At 71.5% G+C, this 16074-nt stretch carries 14 protein-coding genes; all 14 read left to right on the top strand.

All coding sequences use genetic code 11. The features are described from left to right. The first annotated feature begins 12 nt into the window (after positions 1 to 12). The 14 genes from rpmI to tyrS all read left to right on the top strand — a co-directional run bounded on the left by rpmI (position 13) and on the right by tyrS (position 15648). On the top strand, positions 13 to 207 hold the full coding sequence (gene rpmI, locus FS825_RS18310) for a 50S ribosomal protein L35 (RefSeq protein WP_022903519.1): 195 nt from the start codon (positions 13 to 15) through the stop codon (positions 205 to 207). A 27-nt stretch (positions 208 to 234) separates the two neighbouring features. Next, positions 235 to 618, top strand: a complete 384-nt coding sequence (gene rplT, locus FS825_RS18305) for a 50S ribosomal protein L20 (RefSeq protein WP_144715855.1) — start codon at positions 235 to 237, stop codon at positions 616 to 618. A 168-nt stretch (positions 619 to 786) separates the two neighbouring features. Continuing rightward, the gene (locus FS825_RS18300) at positions 787 to 1635 is read left to right on the top strand and encodes a TrmH family RNA methyltransferase (RefSeq protein ID WP_144715853.1); all 849 of its coding nucleotides are present in this window, start codon (positions 787 to 789) and stop codon (positions 1633 to 1635) included. Between the two features lie 11 nt (positions 1636 to 1646). Beyond that, positions 1647 to 2687, top strand: a complete 1041-nt coding sequence (gene pheS, locus FS825_RS18295) for a phenylalanine--tRNA ligase subunit alpha (protein WP_144715851.1) — start codon at positions 1647 to 1649, stop codon at positions 2685 to 2687. Beyond that, entirely contained in the window at positions 2687 to 5179 is a 2493-nt protein-coding gene (gene pheT, locus FS825_RS18290) for a phenylalanine--tRNA ligase subunit beta (protein WP_144715849.1), read from the top strand. Before pheS ends, pheT begins: the two co-directional genes overlap by 1 nt. A 77-nt stretch (positions 5180 to 5256) precedes the next feature. Beyond that, a complete protein-coding gene (locus tag FS825_RS18285; protein WP_144715847.1) occupies positions 5257 to 6354 on the top strand; it encodes an N-acetyl-gamma-glutamyl-phosphate reductase in 1098 nt (365 codons plus the stop codon). Beyond that, positions 6351 to 7550, top strand: coding sequence for a bifunctional glutamate N-acetyltransferase/amino-acid acetyltransferase ArgJ (gene argJ, locus FS825_RS18280; protein ID WP_144715845.1), 1200 nt, complete (start codon positions 6351 to 6353; stop codon positions 7548 to 7550). Before FS825_RS18285 ends, argJ begins: the two co-directional genes overlap by 4 nt. After that, positions 7550 to 8572: an acetylglutamate kinase gene (argB, locus tag FS825_RS18275; protein ID WP_144715843.1), complete on the top strand. Its 1023-nt coding sequence runs from the start codon at positions 7550 to 7552 to the stop codon at positions 8570 to 8572. The genes argJ and argB overlap by 1 nt, the downstream gene beginning before the upstream one ends. Then, positions 8569 to 9822 (top strand): acetylornithine transaminase, encoded by a 1254-nt coding sequence (locus tag FS825_RS18270; protein WP_144715841.1) that lies wholly within the window; start codon positions 8569 to 8571, stop codon positions 9820 to 9822. Before argB ends, FS825_RS18270 begins: the two co-directional genes overlap by 4 nt. Continuing rightward, entirely contained in the window at positions 9819 to 10850 is a 1032-nt protein-coding gene (gene argF / locus FS825_RS18265; protein ID WP_260981318.1) for an ornithine carbamoyltransferase, read from the top strand. Before FS825_RS18270 ends, argF begins: the two co-directional genes overlap by 4 nt. A 13-nt stretch (positions 10851 to 10863) precedes the next feature. Further along, positions 10864 to 12039, top strand: a complete 1176-nt coding sequence (locus FS825_RS18260; RefSeq protein WP_144715839.1) for an argininosuccinate synthase — start codon at positions 10864 to 10866, stop codon at positions 12037 to 12039. Between the two features lie 93 nt (positions 12040 to 12132). Further along, the gene (gene argH, locus FS825_RS18255; RefSeq protein WP_144715837.1) at positions 12133 to 13584 is read left to right on the top strand and encodes an argininosuccinate lyase; all 1452 of its coding nucleotides are present in this window, start codon (positions 12133 to 12135) and stop codon (positions 13582 to 13584) included. Next, the gene (locus FS825_RS18250; protein ID WP_144715835.1) at positions 13581 to 14285 is read left to right on the top strand and encodes a DNA-3-methyladenine glycosylase; all 705 of its coding nucleotides are present in this window, start codon (positions 13581 to 13583) and stop codon (positions 14283 to 14285) included. The genes argH and FS825_RS18250 overlap by 4 nt, the downstream gene beginning before the upstream one ends. Before the next feature lie 49 nt (positions 14286 to 14334). Beyond that, a complete protein-coding gene (gene tyrS / locus FS825_RS18245) occupies positions 14335 to 15648 on the top strand; it encodes a tyrosine--tRNA ligase (RefSeq protein ID WP_260981317.1) in 1314 nt (437 codons plus the stop codon). The last annotated feature ends 426 nt before the right edge of the window (positions 15649 to 16074 follow it).

The raw sequence follows: 16074 nt of genomic DNA, 5'->3' as shown, positions 1-16074 counted from the left end.
AAAGGCACCACGATGCCCAAGCAGAAGACCCACTCCGGGTCGAAGAAGCGCTTCAAGGTCACCGGTAGCGGCAAGATCATGAAGCAGCAGGCCGGTATGCGTCACAACCTCGAGGTCAAGAGCGCCAAGCGCAAGGCCCGCCTGAACGAGGACCAGGTCCTCGCCAAGGCAGACGCGAAGAACGTCAAGAAGCTCCTCGGCCACTGAGCCCCCGGATCGTAAAGGAATAGTGCAATGGCACGAGTAAAGAGAGCGGTCAACGCCGCCAAGAAGCGCCGCGTCATCCTCGAGCGCGCCGAGGGCTACCGCGGCCAGCGTTCGCGTCTGTACCGCAAGGCCAAGGAGCAGGTCACCCACTCCCTCGTCTACGCGTACCGCGACCGTCACGCGAAGAAGGGCGAGTTCCGTCGCCTGTGGATCCAGCGCATCAACGCTGCCTCGCGTGCGAACGGCCTGACCTACAACCGCCTCATCCAGGGCCTCGGTCTCGCCGGCGTCGAGGTCGACCGTCGCATCCTCGCGGACCTCGCGGTGAACAACCCCGACACGTTCGCCGCGCTCGTCGAGACCGCGAAGAACGCCCTCCCGGCCGACACCTCGGCCCCGAAGGCTGCGTAGTCAGTCCTTCTGCTCGCGAAACCCCCGCCGGACCGGCGGGGGTTTCGTCGTTCCGGGGGCTCCCGCGTCGGCCGGTGCGTCGAACCGCGGATCCGACATCGAACCGGGGCGGGCGCGTGGTTCGACGTCGTTCCCGTGGTTCGTCCCGCGGCCTGGGAGACTTGTGGCGTGAGCGATCTCCTCGAGAACCCCAAGGCCGGCCGCGTCCGCGCCGTCGCAGCGCTGTCGAAGAAGGACGTCCGGGCCGAGACGGGCCTGTTCCTGCTCGAGGGACCGCAGGCGGTGCGCGAGGCGATCGAGTACCGTCCGGAGCTCCTCCGCGAGCTCTACGTCACACCGACGGCCGCCGCGCGCTACGCGCTCGACGACGCTCCGGTCGACACGTGGTTCGTGACCGAGCAGGTGCTCGACGCGATGGCCGACACGGTCACGCCGCAGGGCGTGGTCGCGGTGTGCCAGCAGTTCCCGACGTCGGTCAAGGACGTCTTCCCCGACACCGGTGCAGGCCTGGAGGCGCGGGACGGCCTGCCGGGGATCGTCGCGATCCTGGAAGAGGTGCGTGACCCCGGGAACGCCGGCACCATCATCCGTGCGGCCGACGCCGCCGGCGCCGACGCAGTGGTCCTCACCGGGCGGAGCGTCGACCCGTACAACCCCAAGGTCGTCCGGTCCACCACGGGTTCGCTCTTCCACGTCCCGGTGTCGGTCGGCGTCACGCTCGCCGACGCGGTCTCGCGTGCCCGCGCACTCGGCTACACGATCCTGGCGGCCGACGTCTCGGGCGACGACCTCCCCGAGGTCCGGGCCGAGGGCATGCTCGACGGCCCCACGGCCTGGGTCTTCGGCAACGAGGCACGCGGGTTGACCACCGAGGACCTCGCGCTCGTCGACCGTGCCGTGAAGGTGCCGATCTACGGGAAGGCCGAGTCGATGAACCTCGCGACCGCGGCGTCGGTGTGCCTGTACGAGTCGGCGTTCGCGCACCGCACGGGGGAGCGGTATCCCACGGGCCGGTAGGCTTGGGCCTCGTGTCAGAACCTCTCGAGATCAGCGAGTCGGCCGTCGCCGACGCGGTGGACCGGGCCCTCGCGGCGGTCCGCGCGACGACGACCGTCGCAGAACTGAAGCAGGCCCGGACCGAGCACACCGGTGAGCAGTCGCCGTTGGCACGGATGAACGCGGCGATGCGGAGCGTGCCGCCGGAGCAGAAGGCCGCCGCAGGCAAGCTCGTCGGACAGGCCCGCGGGCAGGTGAACCAGGCGATCGCCGCCCAGGAGTCGGTGCTCGCCGAGGCCGAGGAGCGTGCCCGGCTCGAGGCCGAGCGCGTGGACGTCACCGCCCTCCCCGTCCGCCGGACGCCCGGCGCACGGCACCCGCTCTCGCTCCTCAACGAGGACGTCGCCGACATCTTCGTGGGCATGGGATGGGAAGTCGCGGAAGGGCCGGAGCTCGAGCACGAGTGGTTCAACTTCGACGCGCTCAACTTCGACGAGGACCACCCGGCGCGAGCTATGGCCGACACGATCTTCGTCGAGCCCGTCGAGCGGCACCTCGTCATGCGCACCCACACCTCGCCGGTGCAGGTCCGGTCGCTCCTGACGCGCGATCTCCCGCTCTACGTCATCGCCCCTGGCCGCGTGTACCGCGCCGACGAGCTCGACGCCACGCACCTGCCGGTCTTCACCCAGGTCGAGGGCATCGCGATCGACAAGGGCCTGACGATGGCGCACCTGCGCGGCACGCTCGAGCACTTCGCCCGGCAGATGTTCGGCGCCGAAGCGCAGATCCGGCTCCGGCCGAACTACTTCCCGTTCACCGAGCCCAGCGCCGAGATGGACGTCTGGCAGCCGAACGCCAAGGGCGGCGCGCGGTGGGTCGAGTGGGGTGGCTGCGGCATGGTCAACCCCAACGTCCTGCGGTCGGCGGGCATCGACCCCGCCGAGTACCAGGGCTTCGCGTTCGGCATGGGCATCGAGCGGACGCTGCAGTTCCGCAACGGCCTGAACGACATGCGTGACTTCCTCGAGGGCGACATCCGCTTCTCGCAGCAGTTCGGAACGGTGGTCTGATGCGCGTCCCACTCCGTTGGCTCGGCGAGTCCGTCGACCTGCCCGACGACGTCACCCTCGAGCACGTCCACGCGGCGCTCGTGTCGGTGGGCTTCGAGGAAGAGGACGTCCACACCTACGACCTCACCGGGCCGGTCGTCGTCGGCCGCGTGCTCGAGCGCGAGCCCGAGCCGCAGAAGAACGGCAAGACGATCAACTGGTGCCAGGTCGACGTGGGCGAGAGCGAGCCCCGCGGCATCGTCTGCGGCGCGCACAACTTCGACGTGGGTGACCTCGTCGTCGTGACCCTGCCCGGAGCCGTCCTCCCCGGACCGTTCCCGATCGCCGCCCGGAAGACCTACGGCCACGTGTCCGACGGCATGATCGCCTCGGCCCGCGAGCTCGGTCTCGGTGACGAGCACGACGGCATCCTGCGCTTCGCCGACCTCGGCATGGAGCCGGAGGTCGGTGCGGACGCCATCGCGCTGCTCGGCCTCGACGACGCGGCGGTGGAGATCAACGTCACACCCGACCGCGGCTACGTGATGAGCATGCGCGGGGTGGCGCGCGAGTACTCCCACGCGACCGGCGCGACCTTCCACGACCCGGCCGAACGCGTCACGCCGCGCACGGCCGAGGGCTTCTCCGTGACGATCGACGACCGCGCCCCGATCCGCGGCCGTGTCGGCGCACACACGTTCGTCACCCGGGTCGTCCGGGGGATCGACCCGACCGCGACGACGCCGGCCTGGATGGTCTCGCGCCTCGCACTCGCCGGGGTGCGGTCGATCTCGCTGCCCGTCGACATCACGAACTACGTCATGTTCGAGCTCGGCCAGCCCCTGCACGGGTACGACCTCGCGAAGGTGCAGGGCGGCCTCGGTGTCCGTCGTGCCACGGCGGGGGAGCGCTTGACGACCCTCGACGACGTGCAGCGCACGCTCGACCCGGAAGACCTCGTCATCACCGACGACGACGGCCCGGTCGGTCTCGCCGGCGTGATGGGCGGCGCCCGCACCGAGATCTCGGACACCACGACCGACGTGCTGATCGAGGCCGCCGGCTTCGACCAGGTCTCCATCGCCCGCACCGCCCGTCGGCACAAGCTGCCGAGCGAGGCGTCGCGGCGCTTCGAGCGCGGTGTCGACCCGCTCGTCGCCGAAGCGGCAGCCGGCCGCGCCGTCGACCTCCTCGTCGAGCTCGCCGGCGGGACGGCCGATGCCCTGGGCTCGACGCTCGTCGACACCACTCCGCGTCCGGTCGTCACCATGCGCACCTCCCGTCCGGCCGAGCTCATCGGCGTGGAGTACACCGACGCCGAGGTCATCGACACCCTCCGTGCGATCGGGGCCACGGTCGACGTCGACGGCGACCTGCTCGTCGTCACGCCACCGACCTGGCGTCCGGACCTCACCGACGACACCACGCTGGTGGAAGAGGTCGCGCGCATCGTCGGCTACGACCGCATCCCGAGCGTGCTGCCCGTGGCCCCGCCCGGACGCGGTCTCACCGGCCACCAGCAGGCGCGCCGACGGGTGGCCGCGGCCCTGGCCGCCGACGGCCTGGTCGAGGTCGTCACGGCACCGTTCGTGTCCGAGGCCACGCAGGACGCGTACCCCGGCATCGACGGCGCCGGCGGCCCGAGCGTCGTGCTGGCCAACGCTCTCGACAGCGACCAGAGCCTCCTGCGCCGCAGCGGGCTCCCGGCCCTCGTCGAGGCAGCGCGCCGCAACGTCTCGCGCGGCCTCGTCGACGTCGCGCTGTACGAGACGTCGCGCGTGTTCCTCCCGGTGCAGGGCGAGACGCTCGGCACCGACTCGGTCCCGGCCGGTGCCGCGTTGCCCGACCGCGAGACGCTGGCTGCGCTCGACGCGGCCCTGCCCCCGCAGCCCTTCCACGTGTCGGCGCTCCTCACGGGCAACCGCATCGCGAAGCAGCCCGGCACCGCGCCGGAGCCGTACGGCATCGCGGACGCGCTCGACGTGGCCCGGGCCGTCGCCTGGGCCGTCGGGGTCGAGCTGACCGTGGCCCAGACCACGCACCCGTCCCTCCACCCCGGTCGTGCTGCGTCGCTCCTCGTGGGCGACACGGTCGTCGGCGTCGCGGGCGAACTCCTCCCCGTGCTGACCGAGGCCGCGGTCCTGCCGCGCGTGGTCGCGGTCGTCGAACTCGACCTCGACGCCCTGGTCGCAGCAGCACCCGAGTCCGTCTCGGTGGCTCCGATCGTCTCCTACCCGGCGGCCACGCAGGACCTCTCCCTCGTGGTGGACGTCGACGTGCCGGCGGGCGGAGTACTGGATGCCGTCCGCACTGGTGCCGGGGACCTCTTGGAGTATGCTCGGCTCGTGGACGACTACCGGGGCTCCGGCGTGGACGAGGGACAGAAGTCCCTGACGTTCGCGCTGCGCTTCCGCGCCACGGACCGCACGCTGACCGCTGCCGAGGCCACCGAGGCTCGCGACGGCGCTGTCCGACGTGCCGGCGAGCGATTCGGGGCGACCCTGCGCGACTGATCCCATCGGGACCAGCACCGCCCGGGGCCGCCGCCTCCGACTCTCTCGACGACCAGTCCGACCAAAGGTGGAATCCCATGTCCGTATCCGTCGCCGTGGCGGGAGCCTCCGGCTACGCGGGCGGTGAGCTCCTGCGGGTGCTCTCCGCTCATCCCGAGTTCGACGTCAGGACGGTGACGGCGTTCTCGAACGCCGGACAGCCGCTCATCGCGACGCAGCCGCACCTCCGCTCGCTGTCGCACCTGACCCTCGTCGAGACCACGGCGGAGAACCTGCGCGGGCACGACGTGGTCTTCCTCGCGCTGCCGCACGGGCAGTCCGGGGCGATCACGGCGGAACTCGGCGACGACGAACTCGTCGTGGACTGCGGCGCGGACCACCGCCTGACGGACCCGGCCGCGTGGGAAGCCTTCTACGGCGGCGACTACCACGGCGCCTGGACGTACGGCCTCCCCGAGCTTCTGCACGCGGCCCCGACGCCGGGTTCGGCGGACGAGTGGCGCGACGTCGACGACATCCAGGCGCAGGGTCGGCAGCGGGCCGCGCTCGTCGGCACGAAGCGGATCGCCGTCCCCGGGTGCAACGTCACCGCGGTGACGCTCGGCATCCAGCCGGGCATACAGGCCGGGCTCGTCGAGTCGGACGACATCGTCGCCGTCCTCGCCGTCGGCCCGAGCGGTGCCGGCAAGAAGCTCACGACCACCTACCTCGCGTCCGAGATCATGGGCAGCGCCAGTGCGTACGGCGTGGGCGGGAAGCACCGGCACATCCCGGAGATCCAGCAGAACCTGGCCGTCGCCGGGGCATCCGACGTGACGATCTCGTTCACGCCGGTCCTGGTCCCGATGTCGCGGGGCATCCTCGCGACCACGACCGCGAAGCTCGCCCCGGGGGTGAGCGCCCGCGACGTCCGGCTCGCCTGGGAGCAGGCCTACGCCGACGAGCCGTTCGTGCACCTCCTGCCCGAGGGCGAGTTCCCCCGAGTGGCCGACACGATCGGCGCGAACACCGCGTTGATCGGTCTCGCGGTCGACGAAGCAGCCGGTCGCGTCGTCGCCGTGAGCGCCCTCGACAACCTGGCCAAGGGCACCGCCGGCGCGGCGGTCCAGTCGACGAACATCGCCCTGGGCTTCCCCGAGACCCTCGGTCTCAGCGTGGACGGAGTCGCACCGTGACCGACGCGAGCCAGTCCACCCAGGGCGACCCGGGCCTCCAGGGCGTCACCGCGGCAGCGGGCTTCCGTGCGGCCGGCGTGACCGCCGGACTCAAGCCGAGCGGCAAGCCCGACGTCGCGCTCGTCGTCAACGACGGGCCGGAGGCGGCGGTCGCCGCCGTCTTCACCAGCAACCGCGCGCAGGCGCACCCCGTCATCTGGTCGCGTCAGGTGGTCGGCGACGGTGTCGCGCGTGCGGTCGTCCTCAACTCGGGAGGCGCGAACTGCTTCACGGGTCCGTTCGGCTTCCAGACGACCCACCTCACCGCCGAGGCCGTCGGCGACGCGCTCGGCGTCGGAGCGGGCGACGTCGTCGTGTGCTCGACCGGGCTCATCGGCGTCGGTGACCAGGCGTTCCGCGACAACGTCCTCAAGGGCGTCGACCTCGCGAGCGCGGCGCTCGCGTCGGACGGCGGACCGGACGCCGCCACGGCGATCATGACCACCGACACGAAGCCGAAGCAGTCCGTCGTGACCGAGGACGGCTGGACCGTCGGCGGCATGGCGAAGGGAGCCGGCATGCTCGCCCCCGGGCTCGCGACGATGCTCGTCGTCATCACCACCGACGCGCTCCTCGGGTCCGACGAGCTCGACCAGGCACTCCGCGCCGCCACACGGGTGACGTTCGACCGGGTCGACTCCGACGGCTGCATGTCCACGAACGACACCGTCGTGCTGCTGTCCTCCGGGGCGAGCGGCGTGACGCCGGAGGTCGGTGACTTCCAGGAGGCCCTGACCGCGGTCTGCGCCGACCTGGCACGGCAGCTGCAGCAGGACGCCGAGGGCGCGAGCCACGACATCGCGATCGAGGTCGTGCACGCCGCGACCGAGGACGACGCGGTCACCGTCGGTCGCAGCGTCGCGCGGAACAACCTGTTCAAGGCGGCGGTGTTCGGCAACGACCCGAACTGGGGCCGGGTGCTCGCGGCGATCGGCACCACCGACGCCGAGTTCGACCCGTACGCCGTCGACGTCTCGATGAACGGCGTGCGTGTCTGCCACGCCGGCGCACCGGACCAGCCGAGCGACCAGGTGGACCTCACCCCGCGGGACACCCACGTGCTCATCGACCTCGGGGTCGGACCGCACGCGGCGACGATCCTCACGAACGACCTCACGCACGACTACGTCCACGAGAACAGCGCGTACTCCAGCTGATGGGCGACCTCACGAAGCAAGAAGAGCACGAGCTCGCGGCGGTCAAGGCCGCGACGCTCATCGAGTCCCTGCCGTGGCTGAAGCGGTTCTCGGGGAAGATCGTCGTCGTGAAGTTCGGCGGCAACGCCATGGTGAACGACGACCTCAAGCGCGCGTTCGCCGAGGACATGGTCTACCTGCGCTACGCGGGGCTCCACCCGGTCGTCGTGCACGGCGGCGGCCCGCAGATCTCCGCGGCGCTCAAGGAGCAGGGCATCGAGTCCGAGTTCCGGGGCGGCTACCGCGTCACGACGACGGAAGCGATCACGGTCGTCCGCGACGTCCTCGCGGGCGAGGTCAACCGCGAGATCGTCGACCTTGTGAACGAGCACGGCGAAGGACTCGGCATCGGCGTCTTCGGTGACGGCGGGTCGCTGTTCACGGGCGAGAAGAAGGGCGTCGTCGTGGACGGCGAGCACTTCGACCTCGGTCACGTCGGCGACATCACGCACGTCGACCCGTCGGGCGTCCTCGCCGCGATCGAGGCCGGGCGCATCCCGGTCGTCTCGAGCATCGCGATCGACGACGCGCACCCGGACCAGGCGCTCAACGTGAACGCGGACGCCGCCGCCGGAGCCCTCGCGATCGCGCTCAAGGCGTCGAAGCTGATGATGCTGACCGACGTCCCGGGGCTCTACCGGAACTGGCCGGACCGCGACTCGATCGTCGACCTCATCGCGGTCGAGGAACTGCGGGAGCTCCTCCCGTCGCTCGAGTCGGGGATGATCCCGAAGATGACCGCGTGCCTCGACGCCGTGGTCGGCGGGGTCGGCGGCGCCACCATCATCGACGGGCGGATCCCGCACTCGATCCTCCTCGAGGTCTTCACCCTGCGGGGCGCGGGCACCGAGGTGATCCCGGACCCGAGCCGTCGCACCGAGAACCAGATGACCCACGCGGAGATCGGTCGTCGCGTCGCGGCGCCGACGAGCACCGCGGGCAAGCACGAAGCCGACACGACCGGAGAGGGATCCGAGCAGTGAGCACCGAGACGCAGACCGACGCCTGGAACGACCGGTTCGGGGCGTCGCTGATGCGATCCCTGACCCCGCCGAAGATCATGCTGGAGCGCGGGCAGGGCTGCCGCGTCTGGGACGTCGACGGCAACGAGTACCTCGACTTCCTCGCCGGCATCGCGGTGAACTCGCTCGGCCACGCGCACCCCGCCCTGGTCGAGGCGATCACCGACCAGGCCGCGAAGCTCGTGCACGTGTCGAACTACTTCGCCACCCCGCCGCAGCTCGAGCTCGCGGAGCGCCTCAAGCGCATCACGGGTGCCGGCGACGCGGGCCGGGTGTACTTCGGGAACTCCGGTGCCGAGGCGAACGAAGCCGCGTTCAAGCTCGCCCGCCTCAACAAGGGCGCCGACGGCCGTCGCACCCGCATCCTCGCGCTGAAGCAGGGCTTCCACGGCCGCACCATGGGTGCCCTCGCGCTCACCGGCAAGCCCGCGCTGCAGGAGGACTTCCTGCCGATGGTGCCGGGGGTCGAGCACATCGACTCCACCGTCGCCGCACTCGAGGAGTCGATCGACGACACCGTCGCCGCGCTGATCGTCGAGCCGATCAAGGGCGAGGCCGGCGTGGTCGACCTGCCGGAGGGCTTCCTGCTCGCCGCTCGCCGCCTGACCGAGGAGCACGGCGCGCTGTTCATCCTCGACGAGATCCAGACGGGAGTCGGCCGGACCGGGAACTGGTTCACCTACCAGGGCCACGGCTTCACCCCCGACGCGATCACGATCGCGAAGGGCATCGCCGGCGGCTTCCCGATCGGCGCGCTCGTGACGTTCGGGTGGGCGTCCGACCTGTTCTCCGCCGGTCAGCACGGGTCGACCTTCGGCGGCAACCCGCTCGGCACCCGCGTCGCCAACGCCGTCCTCGCCGAGATCGAACGGGCCGACCTCGTCGCCGGTGCCGTGACGAAGGGCGAGCGGATCCGTGCCGGCATCGCGAGCATCGGCTCCCCGCTGGTCGAGGAGGTCCGGGGGACCGGCTTGCTCATCGGTGTCGGCCTGACCGGCCCGGTCGCCGCCGCCGTCAACGCCGCCGCGCTCGAGCGCGGTCTCATCATCAACGCCCCGAACGAGTCGAGCCTGCGCCTCGCGCCGCCGCTCATCGTGTCCGACGCCGAGATCGACGAGTTCCTGTCGATCCTCGGCGAGAGCCTCGCCGCCGTCGCCGCCGAGCACGGCGCCGTCGAGCAGGGCACCGCACCCCAGGAGACCTCCGCATGACCCGCCACTTCCTCCGCGACGACGACCTCAGCCAGGCCGAGCAGTCCGCGATCCTCGACCTCGCCGAGCAGATGAAGGCGGACCGCTGGGGCGCGAAGCCGCTCGCAGGCCCGCAGAGCGTCGCGGTGATCTTCGACAAGTCCTCGACCCGGACCCGGGTGTCCTTCCACGTCGGCATCTCCGACCTCGGCGGCAGCCCGCTCATCATCTCGACGGCGAACAGCCAGCTCGGCGGCAAGGAGACCCCGTCCGACACCGCGCGCGTGCTCGAGCGCATGGTGTCGGCGATCGTCTGGCGCACCTACGGTCAGGCCGGGCTCGAGGAGATGGCCGCGAACACGAGCGTCCCCGTGGTGAACGCCCTGTCCGACGACTTCCACCCGTGCCAGCTCCTCGCCGACCTCCTCACCATCCGGGAGCACCGCGGGACCCTCGCCGGCCAGACCGTGGCGTTCATCGGCGACGGTGCGAGCAACATGGCGCAGTCGTACCTCCTCGCCGGAGCCACGGCCGGCATGCACGTCCGCGTCGCCGCTCCGGCCGAGTTCTCCCCGGCGGCCGACGTGGTCACGGACGCCGAGCACCGCGCTGCCGAGACCGGCGGATCCGTGCTCGTCGTGACCGACCCGGTCGCCGCGGTCGCCGGCGCGGACGTCGTGGTCACCGACACCTGGGTGTCGATGGGCAAGGAGGACGAGAAGCAGTCGCGACTCGACACCTTCAGCGGCTACCGCGTGGACGACGACCTGATGGCGCACGCTGCCGACGACGCGGTGTTCATGCACTGCCTGCCGGCCGACCGGGGCTTCGAGGTCACCGCCGAGGTGATCGACGGTCCGCGGAGCATCATCTGGGACGAGGCGGAGAACCGTCTGCACGCCCAGAAGGCACTCCTCGCCTGGCTCCTCGCCGCGAACGCGACGGGCGCGACCAGCGCGACGGGCGCGACCAGCGCAGCGGGCGCGACCAGCGCAGCGGGCGCGCCCAGCGCAGCGGGTGCGACCAGCGCGACCAGCGCGGCCGTCTGACCGAGGGGATCCCGTGGCAGACCGCGTCGTCCTCGCTTCCTCCGGCGGCCGCGTCACCTCGGTCGGCGTCGGCCGGCTGCGCGAGTCCACCGGCAAGGACGTCGTCGCGCTCGTGGTCGACGTCGGCCAGACCGGCGAGGACCTCGAGGCCGTCCGCCGGCGTGCCCTCGACGCCGGCGCGGTCGAGTCGATCGTCGTGGACGCGAAGGACGAGTTCGCGGACGACCACATCGCACCGGCGATCAAGGCGAACGCGCTGCACCAGAAGCGCTCCCTGCTGGTGTCGGCGTTGAGCCGGCCGCTCATCGCGAAGCACCTCGCCCTCACCGCGAAGCAGTTCGGGGCGGACAGCGTCGCGCACGGGTGCACCGGCCGGGGCAACGACCAGGTGCGGTTCGCAGCGGCGGTCGCGGCCATCGCCCCCGACCTGACCACGCTCGCACCGCTGCGGGACCTCCCGCCGGCGCGCGGCGAGGCGACCGCGCGCGCGTCCGCCGGGGAGCCGCCCACCTCGACCGACCAGAACGTCTGGGGCCGGTCGGTCGTGGGCGGACCCCTCGAAGACCCCTGGACGGCACCGCCCGAGGACCTCTACGCCACCACCCAGGACCCGACCGTCCCGCGCGACCCCGACGAGGTGGTCCTCACCTTCGAGCAGGGCATCCCGGTCGCCATCGACGGGCAGCGCTTCAGCGTGTTGCGTGTCGTCCAGGAGCTCAACGCCCTCGCGGGCAAGCACGGTGTCGGCCGGATCGACGTCGTGGAGGACCGTGTGGTCGGCATCAAGTCGCGCGAGGTGTCCGAAGCCCCGGCCGCGACCGCACTCATCACAGCGCACGAGGCGCTCGAGGACCTCACGCTCGAGCGCGACGTCCTCCGCTGGAAGCGCGGGGTGGAGGCGGAGTGGGCCGACTTGGTCCACGACGGCCTGTGGTTCGGCGGGCTGAAGCGCAGCCTCGACGCCTTCATCGACCACACCCAGCTGCACGTGTCGGGGGACGTCCGGCTGCAGCTGCACGGCGGTCGCGCGGTCGTCACCGGTCGGCGGTCGAGCCAGAGCCTCTACGACTTCGACCTGGCGACCGCCGACGCGAGCGATGGCGGTGGCGGCCGATCGTCGGCCGAGGGCTTCACCGACGTCTGGTCGCTGCCGAGCCGGGTCGCCGCCCGCCGCGACCGCGCCAACTGACCGAGCAACCCAGAGCACCACCACGAACGCACCGAGCACGACCACGAACGCACCGAGCACCACCACCGAACGACGACGACGAGGGACCGACACGTGACCGACGCGAACCAGCCGGCAGCCAAGACCGACGCCACCAACACGGGCGCCCTCTGGGGTGGCCGCTTCGCGGACGGCCCGAGCGCCGAACTCGCCGCCCTCTCCCGTTCGACGCAGTTCGACTGGCAGCTCGCCCCGTACGACATCGCCGGCTCCCGCGCCCACGCCCGTGCGCTGCACACCGCCGGGTACCTGTCCGCCGACGAGCTCGACCGGATGCTCGCCGGCCTCGACCGCCTGCTCGAGCAGCACGCCACGGGTGAGCTCCGGCCGGACGACAGCGACGAGGACGTGCACGGCGCCCTCGAACGCCTCCTCATCGCCGACCTCGGTCCCGAGCTCGGTGGCAAGCTCCGCGCGGGCCGCAGCCGGAACGACCAGATCGCCACCCTCGGTCGGATGCACATGCTCGACCACGGGCGCCGCATCGGGCACCTCGTGATCGACCTCGTCGACGCGATCTCGCAGCAGGCGAACGAGCACCCCGGTGCGATCATGCCGGGTCGCACGCACCTGCAGCACGCGCAGCCGGTCCTCCTCGCCCACCACCTGCTCGCACACGCGTGGCCGCTCGTCCGCGACCTCGAGCGCCTCCGCGACTGGGCCGACCGTGCGAGCGTCAGCCCGTACGGCGCCGGAGCACTGGCCGGCAGCTCGCTCGGTCTCGACCCGACCGCCATCGCCCACGAGCTCGGCTTCGCGCGGCCGCTCGACAACTCGATCGACGCGACCGCCGCGCGGGACGTCGTCGCGGAGTTCGCGTTCGTCCTCGCGCAGATCGGCATCGACGTCTCGCGCCTGGCGGAGGAGATCATCCTCTGGAACACGAAGGAGTTCGGCTTCGTCCGCCTCCACGACGCGTTCTCGACCGGGTCGAGCATCATGCCGCAGAAGAAGAACCCGGACATCGCCGAGCTCGCGCGGGGCAAGTCCGGTCGGCTCATCGGCAACCTGACCGGTCTGCTCGCGACGTTGAAGGGCCTCCCGCTGGCCTACAACCGCGACCTGCAGGAGGACAAGGAGCCCGTCTTCGACTCCGTCGCCCAGCTCGAGGTCCTGCTGCCGGCGTTCACCGGCATGGTCGCGACGCTGTCGTTCGACACCGACCGGATGGCGGAGCTGGCACCGCAGGGCTTCTCGCTCGCCACCGACGTCGCCGAGTGGCTGGTCCGTCAGGGTGTGCCGTTCCGGGACGCCCACGAGATCTCCGGGGCGCTGGTCCGGTACTGCGAGGAGCGTGGCATCGACCTCGACGACCCGACGGACGACGAGTACCGCGCCGTGTCGGAGCACCTCACCCCCGAAGTGCGCGGCGTGCTCACGATCGAGGGCAGCGTCGCCTCCCGCTCCGGCGTGGGCGGCACCGCTCCCGACCGTGTCGCCGAGCAGCTCGCCGCACTGACGCGCCGTGTCCGGGACCTCGCGGAGGGCGTGCCGTTCACCCGATGACCGACGTGTCCGCCGGGGTGCTCGCCCTGCTGTCCGAGCCGGCGCCGGTTTCCGCACCGGCGCTGCTCGGCGCGACGATCGCGGGCAAGGGCGTGACCCTGCGCATCACCGAGGTCGAGGCGTACTTCGGCCCGACCGACCCCGGTTCCCACGGACACCGCGGTCCGACACCGCGCAACCGGCATCTGTTCGGGCCGCCCGGCACGCTCTACGCCTACCGGTCCTACGGCATCCACACGTGCGTCAACGTGGTCAGTGCTCCGGAGGGCACCTCCTCCGGCGCACTCCTGCGCGGCGCCGAGGTCGTCGACGGGGTCGTGACAGCGCGGGACCGCCGCGGGCCGTCCGTCCCGGACGTCGCCCTGGCGCGCGGTCCCGGCAACCTCGGTGTCGCCCTCGGCGCCGTGCTCGGCGAGGACGACGGCACCCGGCTCCTCGACGGTTCCGGCCCGTACGTGCTCACGGTGGCTCCCGGCCTGGAGGCGCGGCTCGCCTCCGTCGGGCCGGCCCGCGTCGTCGAGGAACTCCTGTCCGAGACCCTCCCCGGCCCGGCGGGGTTCGGTCCGGTCCCGCGGATCTCGCGCGGGCCGCGGACCGGCGTCGGCGGCATCGCCGGCGGCGCGGGGTTCCCCTGGCGCTTCTGGCTCACCGGCGACCCGACGGTGTCGACGTACCGCCGTCACAAGGGTGCCCTCGACTGACGGACCTGCACCGCGCCTCCCGGTTCACCCGCGCCGCTACGATGGTCTGGTGTCCAGTGAATCCGCTCACGATGTCCTGACGCGCCAGCAGAACGACCCGACCTTCGCTTCGGTCTGGGACGAACTGCGCTGGCGTGATCTGGTGCACGTCTCCACCGACGAGACGGCACTCAAGGAGGCCCTCGACGGCGAGCCGATCACGTACTACTGCGGCTTCGACCCGACGGCCGCGTCCCTGCACTGCGGCAACCTGCTGCAACTGCTCACCATGCGCCGCATCCAACTGGCCGGACACAAGCCCCTGGCGCTGGTGGGCGGCTCGACCGGCCTGATCGGTGATCCGCGCCCGACGGCGGAACGCACCCTCAACACCCGCGAGACCGTGGCGGAGTGGGTGACGCGCCTGCAGGGGCAGGTGTCCCGGTTCCTCAGCCCCGACGGTGACAACGGCGTCCGCCTGGTGAACAACCTCGACTGGACCGCACCGCTCTCGGCGATCGACTTCCTGCGCGACATCGGCAAGTACTTCCGCGTCAACTCGATGCTCAAGAAGGACGCCGTCGCCGCACGGCTCAATTCCGACGCGGGCATCAGCTACACCGAGTTCAGCTACCAGATCCTCCAGGGGCTGGACTACCGCGAGCTGTTCCTGCAGTACGGGTGCACGCTCCAGACCGGCGGCTCGGACCAGTGGGGCAACCTGACGTCGGGGACGGAACTCATCCGGCGGACCGAGGGTGCCTCGGTGCACGCGCTGGGGACGCCCCTCATCACGAACTCCGACGGCACGAAGTTCGGCAAGAGCGAGGGCAACGCGATCTGGCTCGACCCGGAGATGACGTCGCCGTACGCGTTCTACCAGTTCTGGCTCAACACGGCGGACGCGGACGTCATCGCCCGGCTGCGGCAGTTCACGTTCCTGTCGCGTGCGGAGATCGAGCGCCTCGAGCAGGCCGTCGCCGACGAGCCCTTCCGGCGCGAGGCGCAACGGACCCTCGCGTTCGAGGTGACCGCGGTGGTGCACGGGGTCGAGGCGACGGAGGCGGTCATCGACGCGTCGGCGGCGCTCTTCGGCAACGGTGACCTCGGCTCGCTCGACGCCGGGACCCTGCGGTCGGCGATCGCCGAACTGCCGGGCTCGGTGGAGCTGCCCGGCGACGTCGACGTGGCGCGTGCCCTGGTCGACACCGAACTCGTGAAGTCCCTCGGAGAGGCCCGGCGCGCGATCGACCAGGGCGGCGTGTACGTGAACAACGCCCGCGCCGAGGACCCGACCGTCGCGCTCTCGGACCTGGCGCTGCCCGGCGGCGTGCTCGTGCTCCGTCGGGGCAAGAAGACCCTCGCCGGCGTGACGCTCGCCTGATCTGCTCGTCCGTCGATGCCCGGTTCCCTGGTGGGGGCCGGGCATCGCTGCGTCCGGGGCCGTCGTGTTGCAGAACGCGACACGCCCGGGATGTGGGGGGAGTTGGCGCTCCGGCCCAGCCCTGCGTAATGTTTCCTCTCGTCACCCCAAAGGTGCGGCGGAGCGGCTGGAGCGAAAGCCCAGAGCACGTCGGCCCTCAAGCGGGACCATCCTCCACTGGAGTTCAGAACCGGCCTTGCGCTGGATCGCTTCGACGCCTAGGATGACTACTCCACCGGTTCTCTCCCTCGGGATGAGCCACAGGACCTCTGGTCCGACGAACGACCGGTGGCACAACCAAGAACACCAAGCCTCTCTGGCGGAACCTCTTCACGGGGTCGAGCGGGGGGTGCGTCTGGTCCTTGAGAACTCAACAGCGTGCACATT

Source organism: Curtobacterium pusillum (genome assembly GCF_007680845.1).
Lineage (GTDB): Bacteria > Actinomycetota > Actinomycetes > Actinomycetales > Microbacteriaceae > Curtobacterium > Curtobacterium pusillum_B.
This window is presented reverse-complemented; position numbering and strand designations above follow the sequence as displayed.